Below are 17,201 nucleotides of genomic sequence, written 5' to 3'. Positions count from 1 at the left end.
GGCCGACATGCCGGCGCGCGTACATCGGAAGCCCGACGTCGGCGTCGTCCAGGCGTTCGATCATCGTCAAAGTCAGTTCAGGAAGACAGATAATGTTCGAGATCAGCCGCCGGTCGGCCTTGAAAATCGTCGCTTTTACAGCCGCGAGCGCCTCGGTACCTCATGCGCTGGCCGAAAGCTCCGAGACCTTGCCCTCATGGGCCGAGGGCGACGCAAAGGCGCGTATCCTGGAGTTCGTGGCGGCGACGACGACGAAAGGCAGCCCCGATTTCGTCGAGCCTGCGGCCCGCATTGCAGTGTTCGACAATGACGGGACGCTCTGGGGCGAACAGCCCATGTATGTGCAGCTTGCTTTCGTGCTCGACCGCGTCAGGCAGCTGGCGCCGCAGCACCCGGAATGGCAGACGACGGAACCGTTCAAATCGGTGCTCTCCGGGGACATGGCCGGAGTCGCGGCGAGCGGCGAGCGTGGACTGCTGGAACTCGTCGCTGCAACCCACGCCGGCATGTCCGCCGAGGAATTCGAGAAGATCGTCTCCGATTGGATCGAAGGCTCTCGGCATCCGACATCGGGCAAACTCTATACCGCACACATCTTTCAGCCGATGGTCGAACTGATCGACTATCTGAAGGCAAACCAGTTCGCAGTCTTCATCGTCTCGGGCGGCGGGGTGGAGTTCATGCGCCCGTGGACTGAACGCGTATACGGGATCCCCCCGGAAAACGTCGCCGGCTCCAGCATCAAGACCAAGTACGAACTGCGGGACGGCCATCCGGCGATCACGCGTCTGCCCGAAATCGACTTCATTGACGACGGTCCGGGCAAGCCCGTCGGCATCCACAAGTTCATCGGTCGACGGCCGATCGCCGCTTTCGGAAATTCGGACGGCGACTTCGAGATGCTGGAATGGACAACCACCGGCCCCGGACGCCGCTTTGGCCTGATCGTTCACCACGACGACGCACAGCGGGAAAACGCCTATGACCGCGAGTCCCATTTCGGCCGCCTCGCACGGGGCCTCGACGAGGCGTCTGCACGCGGCTGGACGATCGTCAGCATCAAGAATGACTGGAAGGTCGTTTACCCGGAGTGAGTGAGCGATAACCCGGAAGGCGGAGCGTCTCTCATGGAAAATGCACTTCCGGAGGGAAAACACTCATTCTGTCCATCGGGTCTATCTGGAGCGCGGCGCCGATATCGGGCGCCGATCGTCTCGCAGGCCATCGATGGCCGCTGACAGCGAGGCGCGGGAGAGCGGCTTGTTGAGGAAACCCGCAGCGCCCGCGCGCATGCAGCTCTCACGCACCCCCTCTTCATCCGCGCCGCTTATGACGATTACGGCAGGCCTTGGCTGCCTTCCCCTGAGCTCGTGCAATATGTCGAGCCCGTTCATGTTCGGCATGTGAAAATCAAGGAGTACGCAGGACGGCTTGGCCTCTTCGAGTTCTTCGAGGAACATTTCGCCCGAGGCGAACGCCACCGGCTTGAAGGACAGCGACAGCACGAGTCGACAAAGCGCGCGACGAACCAGCTCGTCGTCATCGACAATGGCAATGATACGCTGACCCTCGCTCATCCATCATTCATATATCAAGGCCCTGGCTGATCGTAGTTGGACTTGGGACCAATGCCCCCGGCAGGAGGGTCTGCAACAGCGACCAGGCGAACAAGGTCCGCGACCGTTCGTACGCCCAGTTTCGCCATCATGCGGCCCCGGTGAACCTTGATGGTCTTTTCGACCGTCCCGAGATCGGCCGCTATCTGCTTGTTGAGAAGGCCGGCCACGACAAGATGCATGACCTGCGTTTCCCGGGCCGTCAGGCTTTCGAGCCGCCTCACCACGCTCGCCTTCTTCTCTTCCGTCTCACGCCAGGAGCGTGCGCGCTGGCGCGCCACGTTTACGGCAGCCAGCAGCGTCTCCGCCTCGACGGGCTTCGTCAGGAAGTCGACGGCACCCGCCTTCATCGCACGCACACTTGCCGGGATATCGCCCCTGCCCGTCAGGAAAACGATGGACTGGCTTCCGCCAGCCGCTGCGAGTGCCTCCTGCACGCGAAAACCGTCGGAGTCCGGCAGACCTAGATCCAGTATGACGCAATCGGCCGTGTTGAGATCCTCGGATGCCAGGAACGCGCGGGCATCCCGGTACACCGTCACCAGGTAACCCGAAGCCGAAAGCAGCCTCCTCAGAGACCGCAGCACGGATTCGTCGTCGTCCAGCAGCAGTACTTTTCCGGCGTTTTCCCCCATGAGACACCTCTAGGCTGACGGCAGAATAACCACGGCCCGCGCTCCCCGCTTCACGGCATCGTCGAAGAACAACTTCCCGCCCTGCGCCTCGACGATGCTCCGGCAGATGGCGAGGCCGAGACCGAGACCGCCCTTCTTCGAGCTCACAAACGGCTTGAACACCTCGCTGCGCATCTCAGCGGGAATACCGGGTCCCATGTCCTCGACGGACAATTCACAATACCCATTCTTGCCGTTCGCAACCGCTATTTCAACCCGCCGTTGCTTTGGCGGGATGTCGGCCATCGCATCCGCGGCATTCACGAGCAGGTTCAGGATCACCTGCTGAAGCTGAACGAGGTTGGCCTTGACGCGCACGCTCGCCCATTCATCCTGGACCTCCACCTCGGTGCGGCGTGCCACCATCTCTGCGCGCGCCAGAGCGACGGTCTGGCGTACCGCCTCATTGAGGTCGAGGATTTCCTGTGAGGCCTCGCCCTTCAGCATCATGCTGCGCAACTGCGAAATCACCGAGGAGGCCCGTCTGTCGTCTGCGACGATGTCATCGAAGATCGCACGGATTTCTTCCATGTCCGGGGCCTGCTCGCTGGCGATCTTCTGTCCTGCCTCGGCGTTGGCGAGAATGGAGGTCAGCGGTTGCGTCAGTTCATGCGCGAAGGCGCCGGAGAGCTCTCCGAGCTGCGACCGTCTGGAAAGGTGTGCAAGCTCGATACGTTCGGAGGCGAGCGTCGCTTCGAGCCTCCGGCCCCGCTGGTTCTGATAGACGAGCGCGGCGATCGTCAGCATTTGAGCCGCCATCACCAGGAGTGCCGCGCTAATGGGGATGCGGTAACGCTCCCAGGCACTTGGCTCGAAGCCCACGATTTCTGCGCCGTCGGGTATCAGAATATCGTCGATCCCCCAATGCTGGACTGCGCCCCAATCGACGACCGCCGCCTCCCGTGCGGGGGTGGTCTGGGGCGCCGAATGATCACCGCGTACGATGTCGAGCGAAAGCGCCGCCATCTGCGCTCCGGTGGACTGAAACGTGCCCACGTGACCGCCCACGACTTTCGGGCCGAAATAGGAACCATAGACCGAGTAGACGGGCGCATTCGATGCTTCCGTTATAGCGGCTGCCGCGTCGCGAGGGACGAATTTCGTGCCCTCGGCATCCTGAAAGACGGTGAGTATGACGAGGGCCGTGTCGGAGGAAAGGCCGGCGGCCGTGCTCCGGAAGCCGTCGAGCGAGAGACCGGAGACATATTCGACGTCGAGGCCGGCGTAACGCTTCCCCAGCACGGCGAACGCGGTGTCGCCCCATCGCCGGTCGAACGGCGCCGAGCCGTACATTACCGTCAGTTTACGCGCCTGCGGCTGAAGACGACTGGCCAGCTGAACGGTTTTGGCCAGATCGAATCGGCTGATCACGCCCTTGACGTCGGCGGGAAGGCTCCCGGCGGCCGCGGAACTCTCCGTGACCGCACCGAAGACGACGGGGACGTTCCTGGCGAAACGCTCACGAGTCTCCACAACGAACCGTAGCGCTCCGGGGCCTGCGGCCACCACGACATCCAGTTTCAACGGACGGTATTTAGCCTCCAGGAAACCTGCAAGCCGGGCTCGGTGCTCCGCCGTCGAAAAGCGAAGGGTGTCGAGATATTCCGTATAGTATTCGATGTGTTCCGGCGCGTTCGCTTCCATATACTCGTGGAAACCCGAGGCGATTTGCTCGGCGGCAAGGAGCGTACTTTCGCTTTCATAGACCAGGAGCACGCGCTTGGGATGATCGGCACGGCCACCAAAAGCCATCGCCAACAGCACGAACAAATTAAGAATGACCGCTCGCGGTCGAAGTCGCAGCACTGTGCCCCCCGGCCGTACTCCATGCATCCGCCAACCGGCCGATAGAATAAATCCAAACAATCATGTCAAGCTGATGACTATTTGCCGTTGTGCGGCCTGCTTGACTCAATTGCAAGCCATGAAGTTCTAGGGGTATTCGAGCCACCGCCGGCAGCCGGAAAAACCGGCGGACCGGAGTTGGCCCTTGGTCCATCTATCACTCATCCCGAAAATCGCTGATGGATAAATTACGGGCTCGTCGGCATATGCGAGTGCCGGCCCCGTTTTTGAGCGATGAACTATGGTGGTCATGAGCGTGAACGGTGCTGCACATCCGTCGGCGAATAATGACGCGGTAGGGAACTCCCCATCGGCCAGCCTCGCCAATTTTCGCGCGTCGCATGGCGGACCCTTTTTCGAGTTGCAGGCGCAACTGAGGCTGCTGCGGGAAAACACGCTTCGGGCGGGAACTAGAGCCGTTCTCTTCGTTGCACTGGCCTGGGGCGTGCCATTCCTGCTCGGCATTCCGCGCAGCTTCTCCCTTGACCACAGCCACAACGCCTATCTCGCCGATCCCGGAGTATGGGCGAAGTTCTTCATCGGCATCGGCGCCTTCGTTCTGGCAGAGCAGCAGGTCGAACGGGGTCTCAGGGCTCGCCTGGCGCAGTTCGTGCGTGCCCCGATAATCGCGCCGACCGCGATGGCCCAGGCCACGCGCGAACTGTCGGAGGCGCTGCGTCAACGTGACTCGCGACGGGCGGAACTCGTATGTCTCGTGGTCGCAATCTTCGCCGCAGCCCTTTCCTACCTCAACTTCCATACGGTCGACGTTTCCTCCTGGGCGGTCGAGCACCGGCCCGAAGGCAACAGGATTTCTGCGGCCGGCTGGTGGTCGATCTGCGTCAGCCTTCCCCTCTTCGTCTTTCTCTTTCTCAGGGGCATGTGGCGGCACCTCGTCTGGGCGCACCTTTTGCGCCGTATCGCCGGGCTCGACCTTCGGCTCGTCGCGACCCATCCGGACGGAAAGGGCGGATTGGCCTTCATCGCCCAATACCCGAACGCTTACGTCTTCTTCGTCTTCGGGATGAGTTCGGCAATTGCGGCCGCAATCGCAAAGAACCTCCTCCAGGAGGGTCTCTCCATGACGACGTTCAGCATGGTCATGACCGGCTGGCTCGCAATCGTGATCGCCTTTTTCGCCTATCCGCTTTCCGCCTTCACACCTCCGCTCTCCCGCCTGAAGCAGGACGGCCTGGCATTGCTCGGCGCCCAGGCGACACGCTACCACCGGGCCGCCGAACGCAAGGCGGTGGGCCGCAATATCTTCGAGGACCCCACGCCAGAGCCGGCAGACGAGATTGCAGATCCGAGCAAGCTGTTCGATGAGACGCAGAAGCTTAAGACGGTGCTGGTCAGCCGCGCGGCGGTGGTGCCGGTGGCCGCAGCGGCGCTCATTCCCTTTGCCGTCGCCGGCGCGACGAAACTGCCCTACAAGGAGGTTTTCTCAGTGATGAAGAAGCTGCTCCTCCTTTGAAGGAGGCGGAGTGGTCTCAAGGTCCCGGGCGCCGAGCCGAGCCAATCCCGGCAGTTTTGAGTGTGGTCATCTTACGACGCGTTGCCGACCATTCGTTGCACGCACATTCTATTTTTACCGTTTCCGATGGGAGCATCAGTGACATTCATCCAGTCCCTTCTGCATCAGTCTCCCGAAAATAGCGTTTTTTCTGGCGCTGGCGGGCGGATACTGGATTGGCAAGTTCCAGTTCGGGAATCTCGAACGTATTGCTGCCGCTCATTGGGCCTGTGGTGGTCGCCCTGGCCGCGATGCTGGCAAGTCAACGCGTACCAAGGGAAGCTTGGCGCTTATTGATGCAACCTTCACGTGCACGTGCCGTGCATCGAAACCGACTGCTCGAATGGGTAAAATGCGTACGCGAATGGACAGAGGGGAACGCGATGGGAAACCGGGAAGACATTCAAGCACTCGGCAAAAGGATCGGGCAATCGATCATCGGCCAGGAAGCTATGATCGAGCGTCTTCTGCTCGGCCTGCTCGGCAACGGCCACCTTCTTGTCGAGGGCTTGCCCGGGCTTGCCAAGACCAGGGCGATCAAGAGCCTCGCCAAGAACCTCGAGGCCAGCCTGTCGCGCATCCAGTTCACCCCCGACCTGCTGCCCTCCGACATTACCGGCTCCGAAGTGTATTTCAGCGAAGGCGGCAAGGGCGAGTTCAAATTCCAGCAGGGGCCGGTCTTCGCCAATCTGATCCTCGCCGACGAGATCAACCGCGCGCCGGCAAAGGTGCAGTCGGCGCTACTGGAGGCGATGGAGGAACGGCAGGTCACGGTCGGCGGCAAGAGCCACCCGCTGCCGGCCCTCTTCCTGGTCATGGCAACGCAGAACCCGATCGAGCAGGAGGGTACCTATCCCCTGCCCGAGGCTCAGCTCGACCGGTTCCTGATGCATGTCCGCGTCGACTATCCGGATGCGAATTCGGAAGTCGCAATCATGGAGCTCGTCCGTTCCGAGGAAAAAGCGCCGCACGCAAAGAGCACAGAGGTGCAGAAGCTCGCCGCCGAGGTGGTGCTCGCCGCGCGAAGCGAGATATCGGAGGTTGCCGTCTCCAAGGCGGTCGAGGACTATATCGTCGCGCTCGTCATGGCGACGCGCTATCCTGACAAGATCGATCCGGAACTCGCCAAATGGATCCAGGTCGGCGCCAGTCCGCGAGGCGTGATCGGGCTCGACAAGGTCTCGCGTGCTCACGCCTGGTTGAAGGGTCGGGATTTCGTGACGCCGGACGACGTCCAGGCGATCGTCCACGACGTATTCCGCCACAGGCTCGTGCTCTCCTACGAGGCCCATGCCGGCGGGATCACCGCGGATCAGGCCGTCGACCGGATCGTGGAGAAAGTGGCAACCGCCTGATCGGGAGGACTTGCGATGGCAATTTCTCTGCCCGCATTCGGAAGAACGAAGGAGATCGTATGCCGGGCCGCAGGCGATACGGATGGCGCCTACGTTTCCGTCGACAATCTCGTGGCGCTGGAATCGATCGCCACCGACCTGACGTTCCTGCGCAAGGCCCCCGTTCGCCGCTTCCTCGCCGGGCGCCATGAATCGCGCATGCGCGGTCGTGGCCTGAGCTTCGAGGAACTTCGAACCTATATGCCGGGGGACGATGTCCGAACGATCGACTGGCGCGTCACTGCCCGCACCGGGCAGCCATTCGTGCGCGTCTATAACGAAGAGAAGGACCGCCCCGCCCTCATCGTCGTCGACCAGCGCACCAACATGTTCTTCGGAAGCCGCCGGTCGATGAAATCGGTAGCCGCGGCCGAGGTTGCGGCGCTATGCGCCTGGCGCGTGATGACGCTCGGCGATCGCGTCGGCGGCGTGGTCTTCAACGACGTGAAGCAGGAAGCCATCCGGCCGCACCGGAGCCGCGGGGCCGTCATCCGTTTCGCCGAAACGATTTCGATCCAGAACAATGCGCTCAGCGCAGATTCCGACATCGAGAGGTCGCCCGGTCAACTGAATGCCGTTCTCGGCAGCGTCGCAGCCCTCGCCCGGCACGACCATCTGATCATTGTCGTCAGTGATTTCGACGGGCATGGGCCGGAGACACGCGATCTTCTCTTGCGAATGTCCGTCGCAAACGACGTCATTGCCGTCCTCGTCTACGATCCTTTCCTCCTCGACCTGCCGCGCCAGGGCGAAATGGTCGTGAGCGGCGGCGCGCTTCAGGCCGAGTTGCAGTTCGGCCGCGGCAATGTTCGCGATGCGGTAGACAGTTTTGCGCGCAACAGGGGCCGCGAACTGCTTTCGTGGCAGGAGGAGATGGGGCTGCCCATGCTGCCTGTCTCCGCGGCCGAAGAAGTGGCACCGCAATTGCGCACGCTCCTCGGCCAACTTGCCTGGCGGCAAAGGAGGCGGTAGATGGACCCGACCCCCGCGCCCGATCCGATGCTCGACGCCACCTTGCGGCAGATGGCCGATATCGCCTTGCCGCCGCACGTATCGATGATGCCGGCCACCTGGGGCTGGGCAGCACTCATCACGGCGGTGGCGCTCGTCCTCGCCGCGCTCCTTTGGCGTTGGCTGCGCCGACGCGCACGGAACCGTTATCGCCGGGAAGCGCTCGCGGAACTCTCCTATCTGGAGAAGGCCATCGACACGCCGGCCGGGCGCAGACACGCCTTGCAGAGCCTGCCCGCGCTTCTCAAGCGCACTGCGCTCGCGGCCTGGCAGAGGGAAACGGTCGCCTCCCTCAGCGGTGAAGGCTGGTCCGATTTCCTCCGCGCACATGCCGGCACGGCGAGGCTGGATGACGAAGCCTGTCGTTTCTTCGCCGAGAGCGAATACCGCCCGTCGGCGCTAGCCTCGACGGACGAGGCTACGACGCGTCGGAGCCTCGCGGCGGCACGCCAATGGATCGAGGCCCACGATGTACGTCCTTGACCATCCCTGGCTCCTCGTGCTCCTGCCCGCGCCCCTTCTCGTCTGGTGGCTGCTGCCGCCATACCGGGAGCAGACGCCGGCGGTGCGCATTCCCTTCTTCGAGGATATCACCAGGGCCGCAGGCATCGGCCCGACGGAAGGCTCGGTCGTGCCGCGTGCCAACCTGCTCCAAAAGATCCTCGCACCGATCTGCTGGCTTCTGGTACTGACGGCGCTCGCCCGCCCGCAATTCGTCGAGCCGCCGATCGAGAAGACCGAGCCGCAGCGCGATCTCATGCTCGCCCTCGACCTATCCCAATCGATGGACACGCGCGACTTCAGCGATCCGCAGGGTAATCTCGAGGCGCGGGTCGATGCGGTAAAGGCCGTGGTCGCCGACTTCGTCGAGCGCCGCCCGCATGATCGGCTCGGCTTGATCGCCTTCGGCGACGCTCCCTACCCGCTCGTTCCCTTCACCATGGATCATACGACCGTCCGATCCATGCTGACGGGCGGCTTGCCCGGAATGGCCGGCCCGCGAACCGCGCTGGGCGACGCGATCGGGCTGTCGATCAAGCTGTTCAAGGAGAGCCGGGCGCCCGACAAAGTGCTGGTGGTCCTGACCGACGGCAACGACACCGCAAGCAAGATGCCGCCCGACAAGGCAGCCGAGATCGCGGGTCAGAACAACATCCGCATCCATGCGATCGGCATCGGCGATCCAAATGCCGAAGGAGAGGAGAAGCTCGACACGGCAGTTCTGCAGAAGATCGCCTCTGCGACCGGAGGGCGATATTTCTTCGGCCAGGACCAGCAGGCGCTTGCAGATATCTACGCTGTGCTCGACAGCATCACGCCGGCGAACCAGAAGACGCTGAGCTGGCGGCCACGCATCGAGCTGTTCCACTACCCGCTGGGTGCCGCCGTTCTCCTCGTGCTCGGCTATCACGGCTTGATGTGGCTGTTGTCGATCCGCGCCGCCCGCAGGCGTAACAGCGAGGCAGAAGCATGATCGCCGATTTCCACTTCCTTCGCCCGTGGTGGCTGCTTGCGGTCCTGGCGGCGGGACTGCTCGTATGGCTCATGCGCCGGCAATCGGATATGCGCTCCCGCTGGAAGCACCTGATCGCGCCCAATCTGCTCGATCACCTCCTCGTCGACCGCGGCCAGGCGCGCACGTTCCGGCCCATCTATCTGGTGGCCGGCCTGATTGCCCTCTCGGGCCTTGCCGCGGCGGGTCCGACATGGGAACGCGAGCGTCCCCCCTTCGTCGAAGACACGGCGCCGCTCGCGATCGCGGTCGACTTGGGCCGGACGATGAATGCGACCGACATCTCGCCGACGCGGCTCGAGCGCGCCATGCTCAAGGTGCGCGACATCATGGCCAGACGGAAAGGCGCCCGGACGGCATTGTTCGCCTATGCCGGCACGGCCCACATGGTGCTGCCCCTGACCGAGGACGCGTCGCTTATCGCCACCTATCTCGCGGCCCTGTCGCCAGCCCTCATGCCCGTCGAAGGCAAGGACACCGCCACGGCGCTCGAAGCCGCCGAGGCGGCCCTGGCCGCCGAGCCGGCGCCGGGCACGATCCTGTTTCTGACCGATGGCGTCGAGCAGGGCGCATTTGCCGCTTTCTCGCAATATCAGGGCCGCAACGACCTGATGGTGCTGGGCATCGGCACCGAAGAAGGCGGCCCGGTGAAAATCGGCAGCGGAGAATATCTGACGGACGGCAGCGGCGCCCGCGTTCAGGCACGGCTCGATGTCGACGCCTTGAAGGAACTCCAGTCGGCCTCCTCTGCGCAGGTGGCGACGGTCACCCTGGATGATGGCGACGTCGACTGGATCGTCCGGCGCATACAGACGTCCTTCGCACAAAGAACGGAGGAGGGTCTTACCCGTTGGCGCGATATGGGCTGGTACCTGACCATCGCGGTCGCGATCCTGGTCGCGTTCACCTTCCGCCGGGGTCAGAGCGTCCGTTGGCTCGGGGCCGTCGTGTTGCTCCTGTCGTTCGCCATGTCCGGGCGGGGGGAGGCGGCAGATTTCGTGGACATGTGGCTGACGCCCGACCAGCAGGGACAGCGCGCTTTCTCCCGCGGCGACTATGCCGCCGCGGCAGAACACTTCGCCGAGCCGCAATGGCGCGGTGTTTCGCTCTATCGCGCCGGCCGTTATCAGGACGCGATCGACGCCTTTGCCCAATCCACGGCACCGGAGAGCTATTTCAATCAAGGCAACGCCCTGATGCATCTGGACAAACCCGACGAAGCGATCGCCGCCTACCAGCAGGCTCTCAAGCAGCGCACCGATTGGACCGAGGCAAAGACCAATCTGGCGCTTGCGCAACGGCGCAAGAAGGAGAAGGACAAGCAGGAAGAGGAAAAGCAGCAGGAGGCCGCCGGACTGGACCCGGACGAAGTACAGTTCGACGACAAGGCCAAGCACGGCAAGGAGGGTAAGGTCCAGGCCGGCGCGCAGACGGCGGAGATGTGGATGCGCAACATCCAGGTTTCGCCGGCCGCCCTTCTCGCACGCAAGTTCGCGATCGAGGCATCGGAAGGGGAGCGACAATGATGACCCCAGCGTCCCGTTTGTGTCAACTCGTTGCAGCGCTGTTCTGCTGGATCGCTGCCGCCGGTCCGGCGCTATCCGCCGATCCGCTCGCCCGGGCCGCATTGCAGTCGGAGGGAACGCTCTATGCCGGTCAGCAAATTCTCATAGACGTCGACGTGCTTGTCCCGAATTACTTCCTCCAGCCACCGCAGTTCCCCGCGATCGACCTTCCGGGCGCGATCGTGACGCTTGACGACGGGCGGGCGCTCAACCTCAACGAAACGATCGACGGGACCGCTTACTCCGGCATTCGCCGCACCTATATCGTCACGGCTCAATCGTCGGGCGATTTCACCTTGCCTCCTGCCGTGATCACTTTCGGCTATGCGGCAGTACCCCCTCAGGCCACCCGCGGCGAAGTTACGCTTCCACCGCTTCGCTTCACCGTTCGGGAAGCACCCGCGGATGCCGGAGCACGTCCCGGTGTGGTCGCCGCAAAGGTCAGCATCAGCCAGGAACTCGACCGGGATCCGGCAGCTCTGAAGGCGGGGGACACTCTGGTCCGGACGATCGCCGTGCGCGCCGTAGGCCTTCGCGCCATGATGATCCCCGAGCCGGATTTTTCAGCCCCGGACGGGGTACGCCTCTACCGGCAGGATCCCGCACTTTCGGAAGAAACGGACCGCAACGGCCAGTCAATTGCGGGTATCCGCAAGGATGTTGCAAGCTATCTCTTCCGGGAGCCCGGCACCTATGTCCTGCCCGCGGTGGCCCTGAGCTGGTTCGACCCGGCCTCCGCGGCGACGCAATCGGCAAGCGCACCCGCCGTAAACGTGACCGTTGCAGCCGCGGCCTCCCACTCCCCGGCCATCGCGCCTCCGGCGGCCGAGCCGCAACGCCCGCCCTTCGACTGGCTGCGGCTGACTGTGATCGGCGGTGGCGTGTTGCTCACTGCCCTCGTCCTTTGGGCTGCGGCCAACGGACTGAGTCGGCTGGAAGCATGGTGGCAGGAACGCCGCTCGAAAGAGCGGCAATCGGAACCGGCATTTTTCCGTCAGGTGGAGCGGGCCTGCAGGAGCGGCTCGGACGAGGCCATCGCGCGCGCGCTCGACGCCTGGTCGCGCAAGGCGGCAGTGATGCCGCTCGAATTCTGGCTCGAACGATTTGCCGACGCCGAAACGCAGCAGGTCTACCGGGCCCGGCAAGGAAGGCTTTACGGCCTTGCGAAGGCATCTTCCGCGCCGGTGCGCGGAGACCTGCTCCTTCCGGGGCTGAAAAAGGCACGGAAGATCTGGCTGGCTCAAGGAGAGAAGGCGCCCCGACGACGCGAGCCCGCCTTGCACCCACTCAACCCGACCATGCCCTGATGCGACGAATACGAAACCGGGTCGTCTCATCGATGCGTCGGTGCGATGGGCAGGCGTGCTACTATGCCGGAAGGGATTCGAGGGAGATCACACGTGCTTTTCCTCGTCCGCTCGTGGGCGCAGAATCTGTGGGGAGGTGGCATTAAGTGCAGTATCTCAAAGTGAATATGCCGGTGTTCGTGGGTTCGGTAGGCGTCATCGCTCTGTTCGTCGGGATAGGTGTGGTTGCGCCTAAGAGAGCTGAAGCGATTTTCAGCGGAATGCAATCTGCGATCCTGTCCGGTTTCGGTTGGCTCTACCTGCTCGCGGTCGCGATCTTTCTGTTTTCGATGCTCTTTCTGGCGTTCAGCCGCTACGGCGAGCTGAAGCTCGGGCCGGACGATTCAGAACCCGAATTCAGGTACCTGTCCTGGATCGCCATGTTGTTCGCCGCCGGCATGGGCATTGGCCTCATGTATTTTGCCGTCGGCGAGCCGATGACGCATTTTGCTTCGCCGCCGGAAGCCGAACCGCTGACGATCGCAGCCCAGCGCGAGGCAATGAGCGTAACCTTCTTCCATTGGGGGGTGCACGCCTGGGCGATATACTCGGTCGTGGGGCTGTCACTCGCCTATTTCGGATACCGGTACAACTTACCCCTGACCGTCCGATCCGGCCTCTACCCGCTCCTCAAGGAGGGTATTCACGGGCCGATCGGACATGTCGTGGATATTTTCGCGATCTGCGGGACAATGTTCGGGCTCGCAACCTCGCTCGGATTCGGAGTCCTTCAGATAAACTCCGGACTGAATTATTTGTTGGGTGTCCCCCAGTCGATCTACGTCCAGCTCCTGCTCGTGACCGTGGTCACGGCAATAGCGACGGTCTCGGTGGTCAGCGGCGTCGAAAAGGGTGTCCGCATTCTCAGCGAGACCAATCTGTTCCTGGCAGTAATGCTGATGCTCTTCGTGCTCGTGGTCGGACCGACGGGCACGCTCATGCGCGACTTCGTCCAGAACATCGGTCTCTACCTCGATAGCCTGGTTTTGCGAACCTTCAACATCTATGCCTACGAGCCGCGTCCGTGGATCGACAGCTGGACCCTGTTCTATTGGGCATGGTGGATTTCCTGGTCACCCTTCGTCGGCATGTTCATCGCGCGCATTTCCCGTGGGCGTACCGTGAGAGAGTTCGTCACCGCCGTCCTCTTCGTACCCGCCCTGTTCACTTTCCTCTGGATGACGGTCTTTGGAAACACGGCGATCTACGTGGACACGACGATCGCCAACGGCGAGCTGGCGCGCGACGTGAAGGCGGACCTTTCGGTCGCCCTTTTCCAGTTCTTCGAATATCTGCCGTGGCCCGCGGTAACCTCGACGCTCGCGGTTCTGCTCGTCAGCATATTCTTCGTGACGTCCAGCGACTCCGGCTCGCTGGTGATCGACACGATTGCGTCCGGCGGAGAAACGGCAACACCTGCTCTTCAGCGGATTTTCTGGTGTTCGCTCAGCGGTATCGTGGCGGCCGTTCTGCTCTCCACCGGCGGGCTGACGGCACTCCAATCCGCCACGATCTCCACGGCACTGCCGTTCAGCTTCGTGATGCTCATTCTGGTTTGGTCGCTGTTCGTCGGGATGCGGGCCGATCTCGCCCGCACACAATCACCCGGATCGGTCGGTCCAAGAGCCTATCCCGCGTCCGGCGTGCCCTGGCAGCGGCGCCTGGCGATGACCTTGAGCACGCCGGACAAACGGGCGGTGGAGAAATTCCTGCAAGCCTCCGTGCTTCCGGCCCTGGAGGCAGTGGCCAAGGAACTGACGCGCCGGTCCCGGCCGGCTTCGGTCAATCGGGATGCCGAAACCGGAGCACTGACCCTCACAGTTCCGGCCGAAGGCCATCGCGATTTCGTCTACGGCGTGCAAATGTCGGAACACAAACTTCCGGCCTTCACCGCGCATGACGCAACCGTGGCAGATGTCCGCTACGAGGCGCGCACCTTCTTTTCGGACGGTAGCCGCGGCTATGACATCATGGGAATGGCGGACAACCAGATCATCAACGATGTTCTGTTTCAGTTCGAGCGATACACGGGCTTCGTACGGTCCCCGGCGTCCTCGCTGCTGGCGACCTCGCCCGAAGAGCAATAGAGCACTTCCAGGAAAAGTGTGTGACGGTTTTCCGTCCGGAAGTGCGTGGACTAAAAGGTTAGAACATTGCCAGGATATCCGAAAAGGAAAGGCGGAGGCTTACCCCGCCTTTCCCGAAGATCGCAATATGGCTGGAATATGCGATCCTCGTTACTCGTCTGAATTGCTCACCCTACTGGAGATAGCGGCGGGCTCCGAAGACGTGCATCAACGCGGCGCCAGGCTTTCCAGCTCCTTGAGCCGTTTCAGCGCCGCCTGCTGCTGCAGCAGGCCGTAATTTATGCCGCTTGCGTTCAGCGTGCTGCCGGTCTGGAACGGGAACTGCTCGAAGTCCGCGAACAGCTCCTTTATCTTTCCTTGTATCGGCACCAGCAGCCACATGTTGCGCGCCAGGAACTCGACCGCACCACCACCGTCCTCCATCGCCCTCTCATAGGGATCCATCCGGAGATTGGCGATCAGGGCCCAACTGGATACCTCGCGGGTCGCGGTTGCGATGTTGCCGTGGCTGGCCGTGGCAAAGCTCAGTTTCCAGTCGTTCCAGCGTATTGCGTTCAGATTACCGCCCTGATCGAAATAGTAGACCGTCTCGCGCGGAGGTTCCTTGGCCTCGCCCTTCAGCAGCTCGGTGAGATCATAGCCGTCGAGGTGAACTTTGAACGTCTTCCCTGCGGATTGGAAGCCGTTTTTCATCTGCTCCTTCAGGTCCGGGATGCCGGCTGCCGTCGCGAATGTCGGCATCCAGTCCATAAGGGTCACCGGCTCGTTTATCTGCGTGCCCGGCTTCACCACACCCGGCCACCGGACCATCATCGGGATGCGGAAACCACCTTCCCAAGTCGTGCCCTTCTCTCCGTGGAACATCGTCTGAGCGCCGTCCGGCCACAAAGCGAGCTCCGCGCCGTTGTCGGTGGTGTAGAGCACAATCGTGTTTTCGGTGATGCCGAGGTCGTCGAGCTGCTGCAGAAGCTGACCCACATGGCCGTCGTGCTCGACCATCCCGTCGGCATGGATGCCCTTGCCGGTCTTGCCCAAAGACTCCGGCTTCAAGTGGGTGAACACATGCATGCGCGTCGAGTTGAACCAGCAGAAGAACGGCTTGTCGGCCTTCGCCTGACGATCGATGAAATCCTTTGCCGCAGCCAGAAATTCCTCGTCAACGGTCTCCATGCGCTTCGTGTTGAGCGGCCCCGTATCCTCGATCTTTCCATCGGCGCTCGCCTTGATGACTCCGCGCGGCCCAAACTCCTTCCGGAATTCCGGATCCTTGGGATAGAAATAACCTTCCGGCTCCTCTTCGGCATTCAGGTGGTAGAGGTTGCCGAAGAACTCGTCGAAGCCGTGGTTCGTCGGCAGGTGCTCGTCGCGGTCGCCCAGGTGGTTCTTGCCGAACTGGCCCGTGGCGTAACCCTTGGACTTCATGACGTCGGCAATGGTGGGCATCCAATCCTGAATCCCGTGCGGGTCGCCGGGCATGCCGATCGTCAGCAGTCCCGTGCGGAACGGTTCCTGGCCGAGAATGAAGGAGGCGCGGCCTGCGGTGCAGCTCTGCTGTCCATAGGAGTCGGTAAAGATCGCGCCTTCGGCCGCGATACGATCGATGTTCGGCGTGCGATACCCCATCAGACCCATGGTGTAAGCGCTGATTTGCGGAATACCGATGTCGTCGCCGAAAATGACGAGGATGTTCGGCTGTTTGCCATTGGCCGGCGCCGGCTGCTCCTGAGCCTTCGCCTCGCCGACGGCTGCAGCACCGTTTGCGGCGGCTGCAGCCGCAAGGATCGTCCCGCCCAGAAGAAGGCTTCGGCGATCTATCGAGAAGGAATTTGTCGCGTCTTTTCGCTTTTCAGCATCTGGAAGGCCCATGCTTCACTCCTTGATTAAACTTGTGCGTTCGAAGCCATGCGGGATCCGCGCACTCTGGAGCCCGCATGATTATCGGCCGAAGCATCTGGCAAGAGAAGTTGGACCAAGGGGCAACGCGACGGACGTTGCGCCGCCGTTTTGATTTTCTACAATATCCGAAAGGACGCACGAAGGCGCAGCAGGCGGTCACTGCCGTTTCCATGAGCTGGTCATGCTCTATGGAAGGCCTAGCGGGCGTCAAAACTCCGCGTCTTAATGGATTCCTTGAAACACCCGCGGTTTGCGAGTAAAATTACGGCAGCAATTCAAAGCGTTACAGAACCGTGCGATCGGAGGCGAACGGAGTTGCAACGTAAGCTGCACGCGAGTGGTGACGCTTTGCCAAACTTCATATGTGGAGGTTGTCATGCCCAACACTCTGATGGCAGGAAGAAGAAGCCAGGATTGGGCAAATCTGGTCTTGGCAGCGTGCCTGTTCCTCTCTCCCTGGGTCATCGGCTTTGCGGCTGAAGCCGCGCCGACGTGGAACGCCTGGATCGCCGGCATCGTGCTCGGCGCCCTTGCGATCGCAACCCTTTCGGCCTTCGCCGAATGGGAGGAATGGGCCAATATGGTAATCGGCCTGTGGTTGATCGTTTCTCCCTGGCTGCTCGGCTTCATGGGAAATGTGAACGCGATGTGGACCCACGTCATTCTCGGCGTGCTCGTCGCCGCAATCGCAGCCTGGGCGGTCTGGGACTATCGTCACCATTCACACGCCTAGATGACGAT

14 protein-coding genes are annotated in these 17,201 nt (G+C 62.3%); 10 read left to right on the top strand and 4 right to left on the bottom strand.

Annotated features, from left to right (window positions below; translation table 11 throughout):
- Positions 1-92: 92 nt before the first annotated feature.
- Positions 93-1,094 (top strand): HAD family hydrolase, encoded by a 1,002-nt coding sequence (locus ACTJKL_RS18925; RefSeq protein ID WP_018097921.1) that lies wholly within the window; start codon positions 93-95, stop codon positions 1,092-1,094.
- An 81-nt stretch (positions 1,095-1,175) separates the two neighbouring features.
- Here ACTJKL_RS18925 and ACTJKL_RS18920 read toward each other — a convergent pair whose 3' ends face one another.
- From ACTJKL_RS18920 to ACTJKL_RS18910, 3 genes are read right to left on the bottom strand one after another with little or no spacing between them, the layout of a single operon-like run.
- On the bottom strand, positions 1,176-1,577 hold the full coding sequence (locus ACTJKL_RS18920; RefSeq protein WP_018097922.1) for a response regulator transcription factor: 402 nt from the start codon (positions 1,575-1,577) through the stop codon (positions 1,176-1,178).
- A gap of 14 nt (positions 1,578-1,591) precedes the next feature.
- On the bottom strand, positions 1,592-2,251 hold the full coding sequence (locus ACTJKL_RS18915) for a response regulator transcription factor (RefSeq protein ID WP_018097923.1): 660 nt from the start codon (positions 2,249-2,251) through the stop codon (positions 1,592-1,594).
- A gap of 9 nt (positions 2,252-2,260) precedes the next feature.
- Positions 2,261-4,096 carry a sensor histidine kinase gene (locus ACTJKL_RS18910; protein ID WP_440853532.1) on the bottom strand — a complete coding sequence of 612 codons (1,836 nt, stop codon included), beginning with the start codon at positions 4,094-4,096 and terminating at the stop codon, positions 2,261-2,263.
- A gap of 289 nt (positions 4,097-4,385) precedes the next feature.
- On the opposite strand from ACTJKL_RS18910, the gene ACTJKL_RS18905 reads away from it, so the two are divergent.
- The 8 genes from ACTJKL_RS18905 to ACTJKL_RS18870 all read left to right on the top strand — a co-directional run bounded on the left by ACTJKL_RS18905 (position 4,386) and on the right by ACTJKL_RS18870 (position 14,564).
- Positions 4,386-5,609: a hypothetical protein gene (locus tag ACTJKL_RS18905; protein WP_440853531.1), complete on the top strand. Its 1,224-nt coding sequence runs from the start codon at positions 4,386-4,388 to the stop codon at positions 5,607-5,609.
- 422 nt (positions 5,610-6,031) lie between these two features.
- A complete protein-coding gene (locus tag ACTJKL_RS18900; RefSeq protein WP_018097926.1) occupies positions 6,032-7,003 on the top strand; it encodes an AAA family ATPase in 972 nt (323 codons plus the stop codon).
- A 15-nt stretch (positions 7,004-7,018) separates the two neighbouring features.
- Positions 7,019-8,014, top strand: coding sequence for a DUF58 domain-containing protein (locus ACTJKL_RS18895; protein ID WP_018097927.1), 996 nt, complete (start codon positions 7,019-7,021; stop codon positions 8,012-8,014).
- Positions 8,015-8,536: a DUF4381 domain-containing protein gene (locus ACTJKL_RS18890; protein ID WP_018097928.1), complete on the top strand. Its 522-nt coding sequence runs from the start codon at positions 8,015-8,017 to the stop codon at positions 8,534-8,536.
- The gene (locus ACTJKL_RS18885) at positions 8,523-9,527 is read left to right on the top strand and encodes a vWA domain-containing protein (RefSeq protein WP_102762848.1); all 1,005 of its coding nucleotides are present in this window, start codon (positions 8,523-8,525) and stop codon (positions 9,525-9,527) included. The genes ACTJKL_RS18890 and ACTJKL_RS18885 overlap by 14 nt, the downstream gene beginning before the upstream one ends.
- Entirely contained in the window at positions 9,524-11,092 is a 1,569-nt protein-coding gene (locus tag ACTJKL_RS18880) for a vWA domain-containing protein (RefSeq protein WP_440853530.1), read from the top strand. Before ACTJKL_RS18885 ends, ACTJKL_RS18880 begins: the two co-directional genes overlap by 4 nt.
- Entirely contained in the window at positions 11,092-12,438 is a 1,347-nt protein-coding gene (locus ACTJKL_RS18875; protein ID WP_440853529.1) for a BatD family protein, read from the top strand. The genes ACTJKL_RS18880 and ACTJKL_RS18875 overlap by 1 nt, the downstream gene beginning before the upstream one ends.
- Positions 12,439-12,584: 146 nt before the next feature.
- Positions 12,585-14,564, top strand: a complete 1,980-nt coding sequence (locus tag ACTJKL_RS18870; RefSeq protein WP_026168911.1) for a BCCT family transporter — start codon at positions 12,585-12,587, stop codon at positions 14,562-14,564.
- 207 nt (positions 14,565-14,771) lie between these two features.
- Here ACTJKL_RS18870 and ACTJKL_RS18865 read toward each other — a convergent pair whose 3' ends face one another.
- Positions 14,772-16,430, bottom strand: a complete 1,659-nt coding sequence (locus ACTJKL_RS18865) for an arylsulfatase (protein WP_018097933.1) — start codon at positions 16,428-16,430, stop codon at positions 14,772-14,774.
- A 406-nt stretch (positions 16,431-16,836) separates the two neighbouring features.
- Here ACTJKL_RS18865 and ACTJKL_RS18860 point away from each other — a divergent pair, with 406 nt between their 5' ends.
- Entirely contained in the window at positions 16,837-17,193 is a 357-nt protein-coding gene (locus ACTJKL_RS18860) for an SPW repeat protein (RefSeq protein ID WP_018097934.1), read from the top strand.
- Positions 17,194-17,201 lie beyond the last annotated feature (8 nt).

The organism is Sinorhizobium sp. 22678 (assembly GCF_052044265.1).
GTDB lineage: Bacteria > Pseudomonadota > Alphaproteobacteria > Rhizobiales > Rhizobiaceae > Sinorhizobium > Sinorhizobium meliloti_A.
The sequence above is the reverse complement of the archived record's forward strand: the minus strand, read 5'-3'. Positions and strand labels throughout refer to the sequence as shown.

Bases quoted from the DNA above. Each gene is read 5' to 3' on its own strand.
- ACTJKL_RS18925 (WP_018097921.1), top strand. From the start codon at position 93: ATGTTCGAGATCAGCCGCCGGTCGGCCTTGAAAATCGTCGCTTTTACA.
- ACTJKL_RS18920 (WP_018097922.1), bottom strand. From the start codon at position 1,577: ATGAGCGAGGGTCAGCGTATCATTGCCATTGTCGATGACGACGAGCTG.
- ACTJKL_RS18915 (WP_018097923.1), bottom strand. From the start codon at position 2,251: ATGGGGGAAAACGCCGGAAAAGTACTGCTGCTGGACGACGACGAATCC.
- ACTJKL_RS18905 (WP_440853531.1), top strand. From the start codon at position 4,386: ATGAGCGTGAACGGTGCTGCACATCCGTCGGCGAATAATGACGCGGTA.
- ACTJKL_RS18900 (WP_018097926.1), top strand. From the start codon at position 6,032: ATGGGAAACCGGGAAGACATTCAAGCACTCGGCAAAAGGATCGGGCAA.
- ACTJKL_RS18895 (WP_018097927.1), top strand. From the start codon at position 7,019: ATGGCAATTTCTCTGCCCGCATTCGGAAGAACGAAGGAGATCGTATGC.
- ACTJKL_RS18890 (WP_018097928.1), top strand. From the start codon at position 8,015: ATGGACCCGACCCCCGCGCCCGATCCGATGCTCGACGCCACCTTGCGG.
- ACTJKL_RS18885 (WP_102762848.1), top strand. From the start codon at position 8,523: ATGTACGTCCTTGACCATCCCTGGCTCCTCGTGCTCCTGCCCGCGCCC.
- ACTJKL_RS18880 (WP_440853530.1), top strand. From the start codon at position 9,524: ATGATCGCCGATTTCCACTTCCTTCGCCCGTGGTGGCTGCTTGCGGTC.
- ACTJKL_RS18875 (WP_440853529.1), top strand. From the start codon at position 11,092: ATGACCCCAGCGTCCCGTTTGTGTCAACTCGTTGCAGCGCTGTTCTGC.
- ACTJKL_RS18865 (WP_018097933.1), bottom strand. From the start codon at position 16,430: ATGGGCCTTCCAGATGCTGAAAAGCGAAAAGACGCGACAAATTCCTTC.
- ACTJKL_RS18860 (WP_018097934.1), top strand. From the start codon at position 16,837: ATGCCCAACACTCTGATGGCAGGAAGAAGAAGCCAGGATTGGGCAAAT.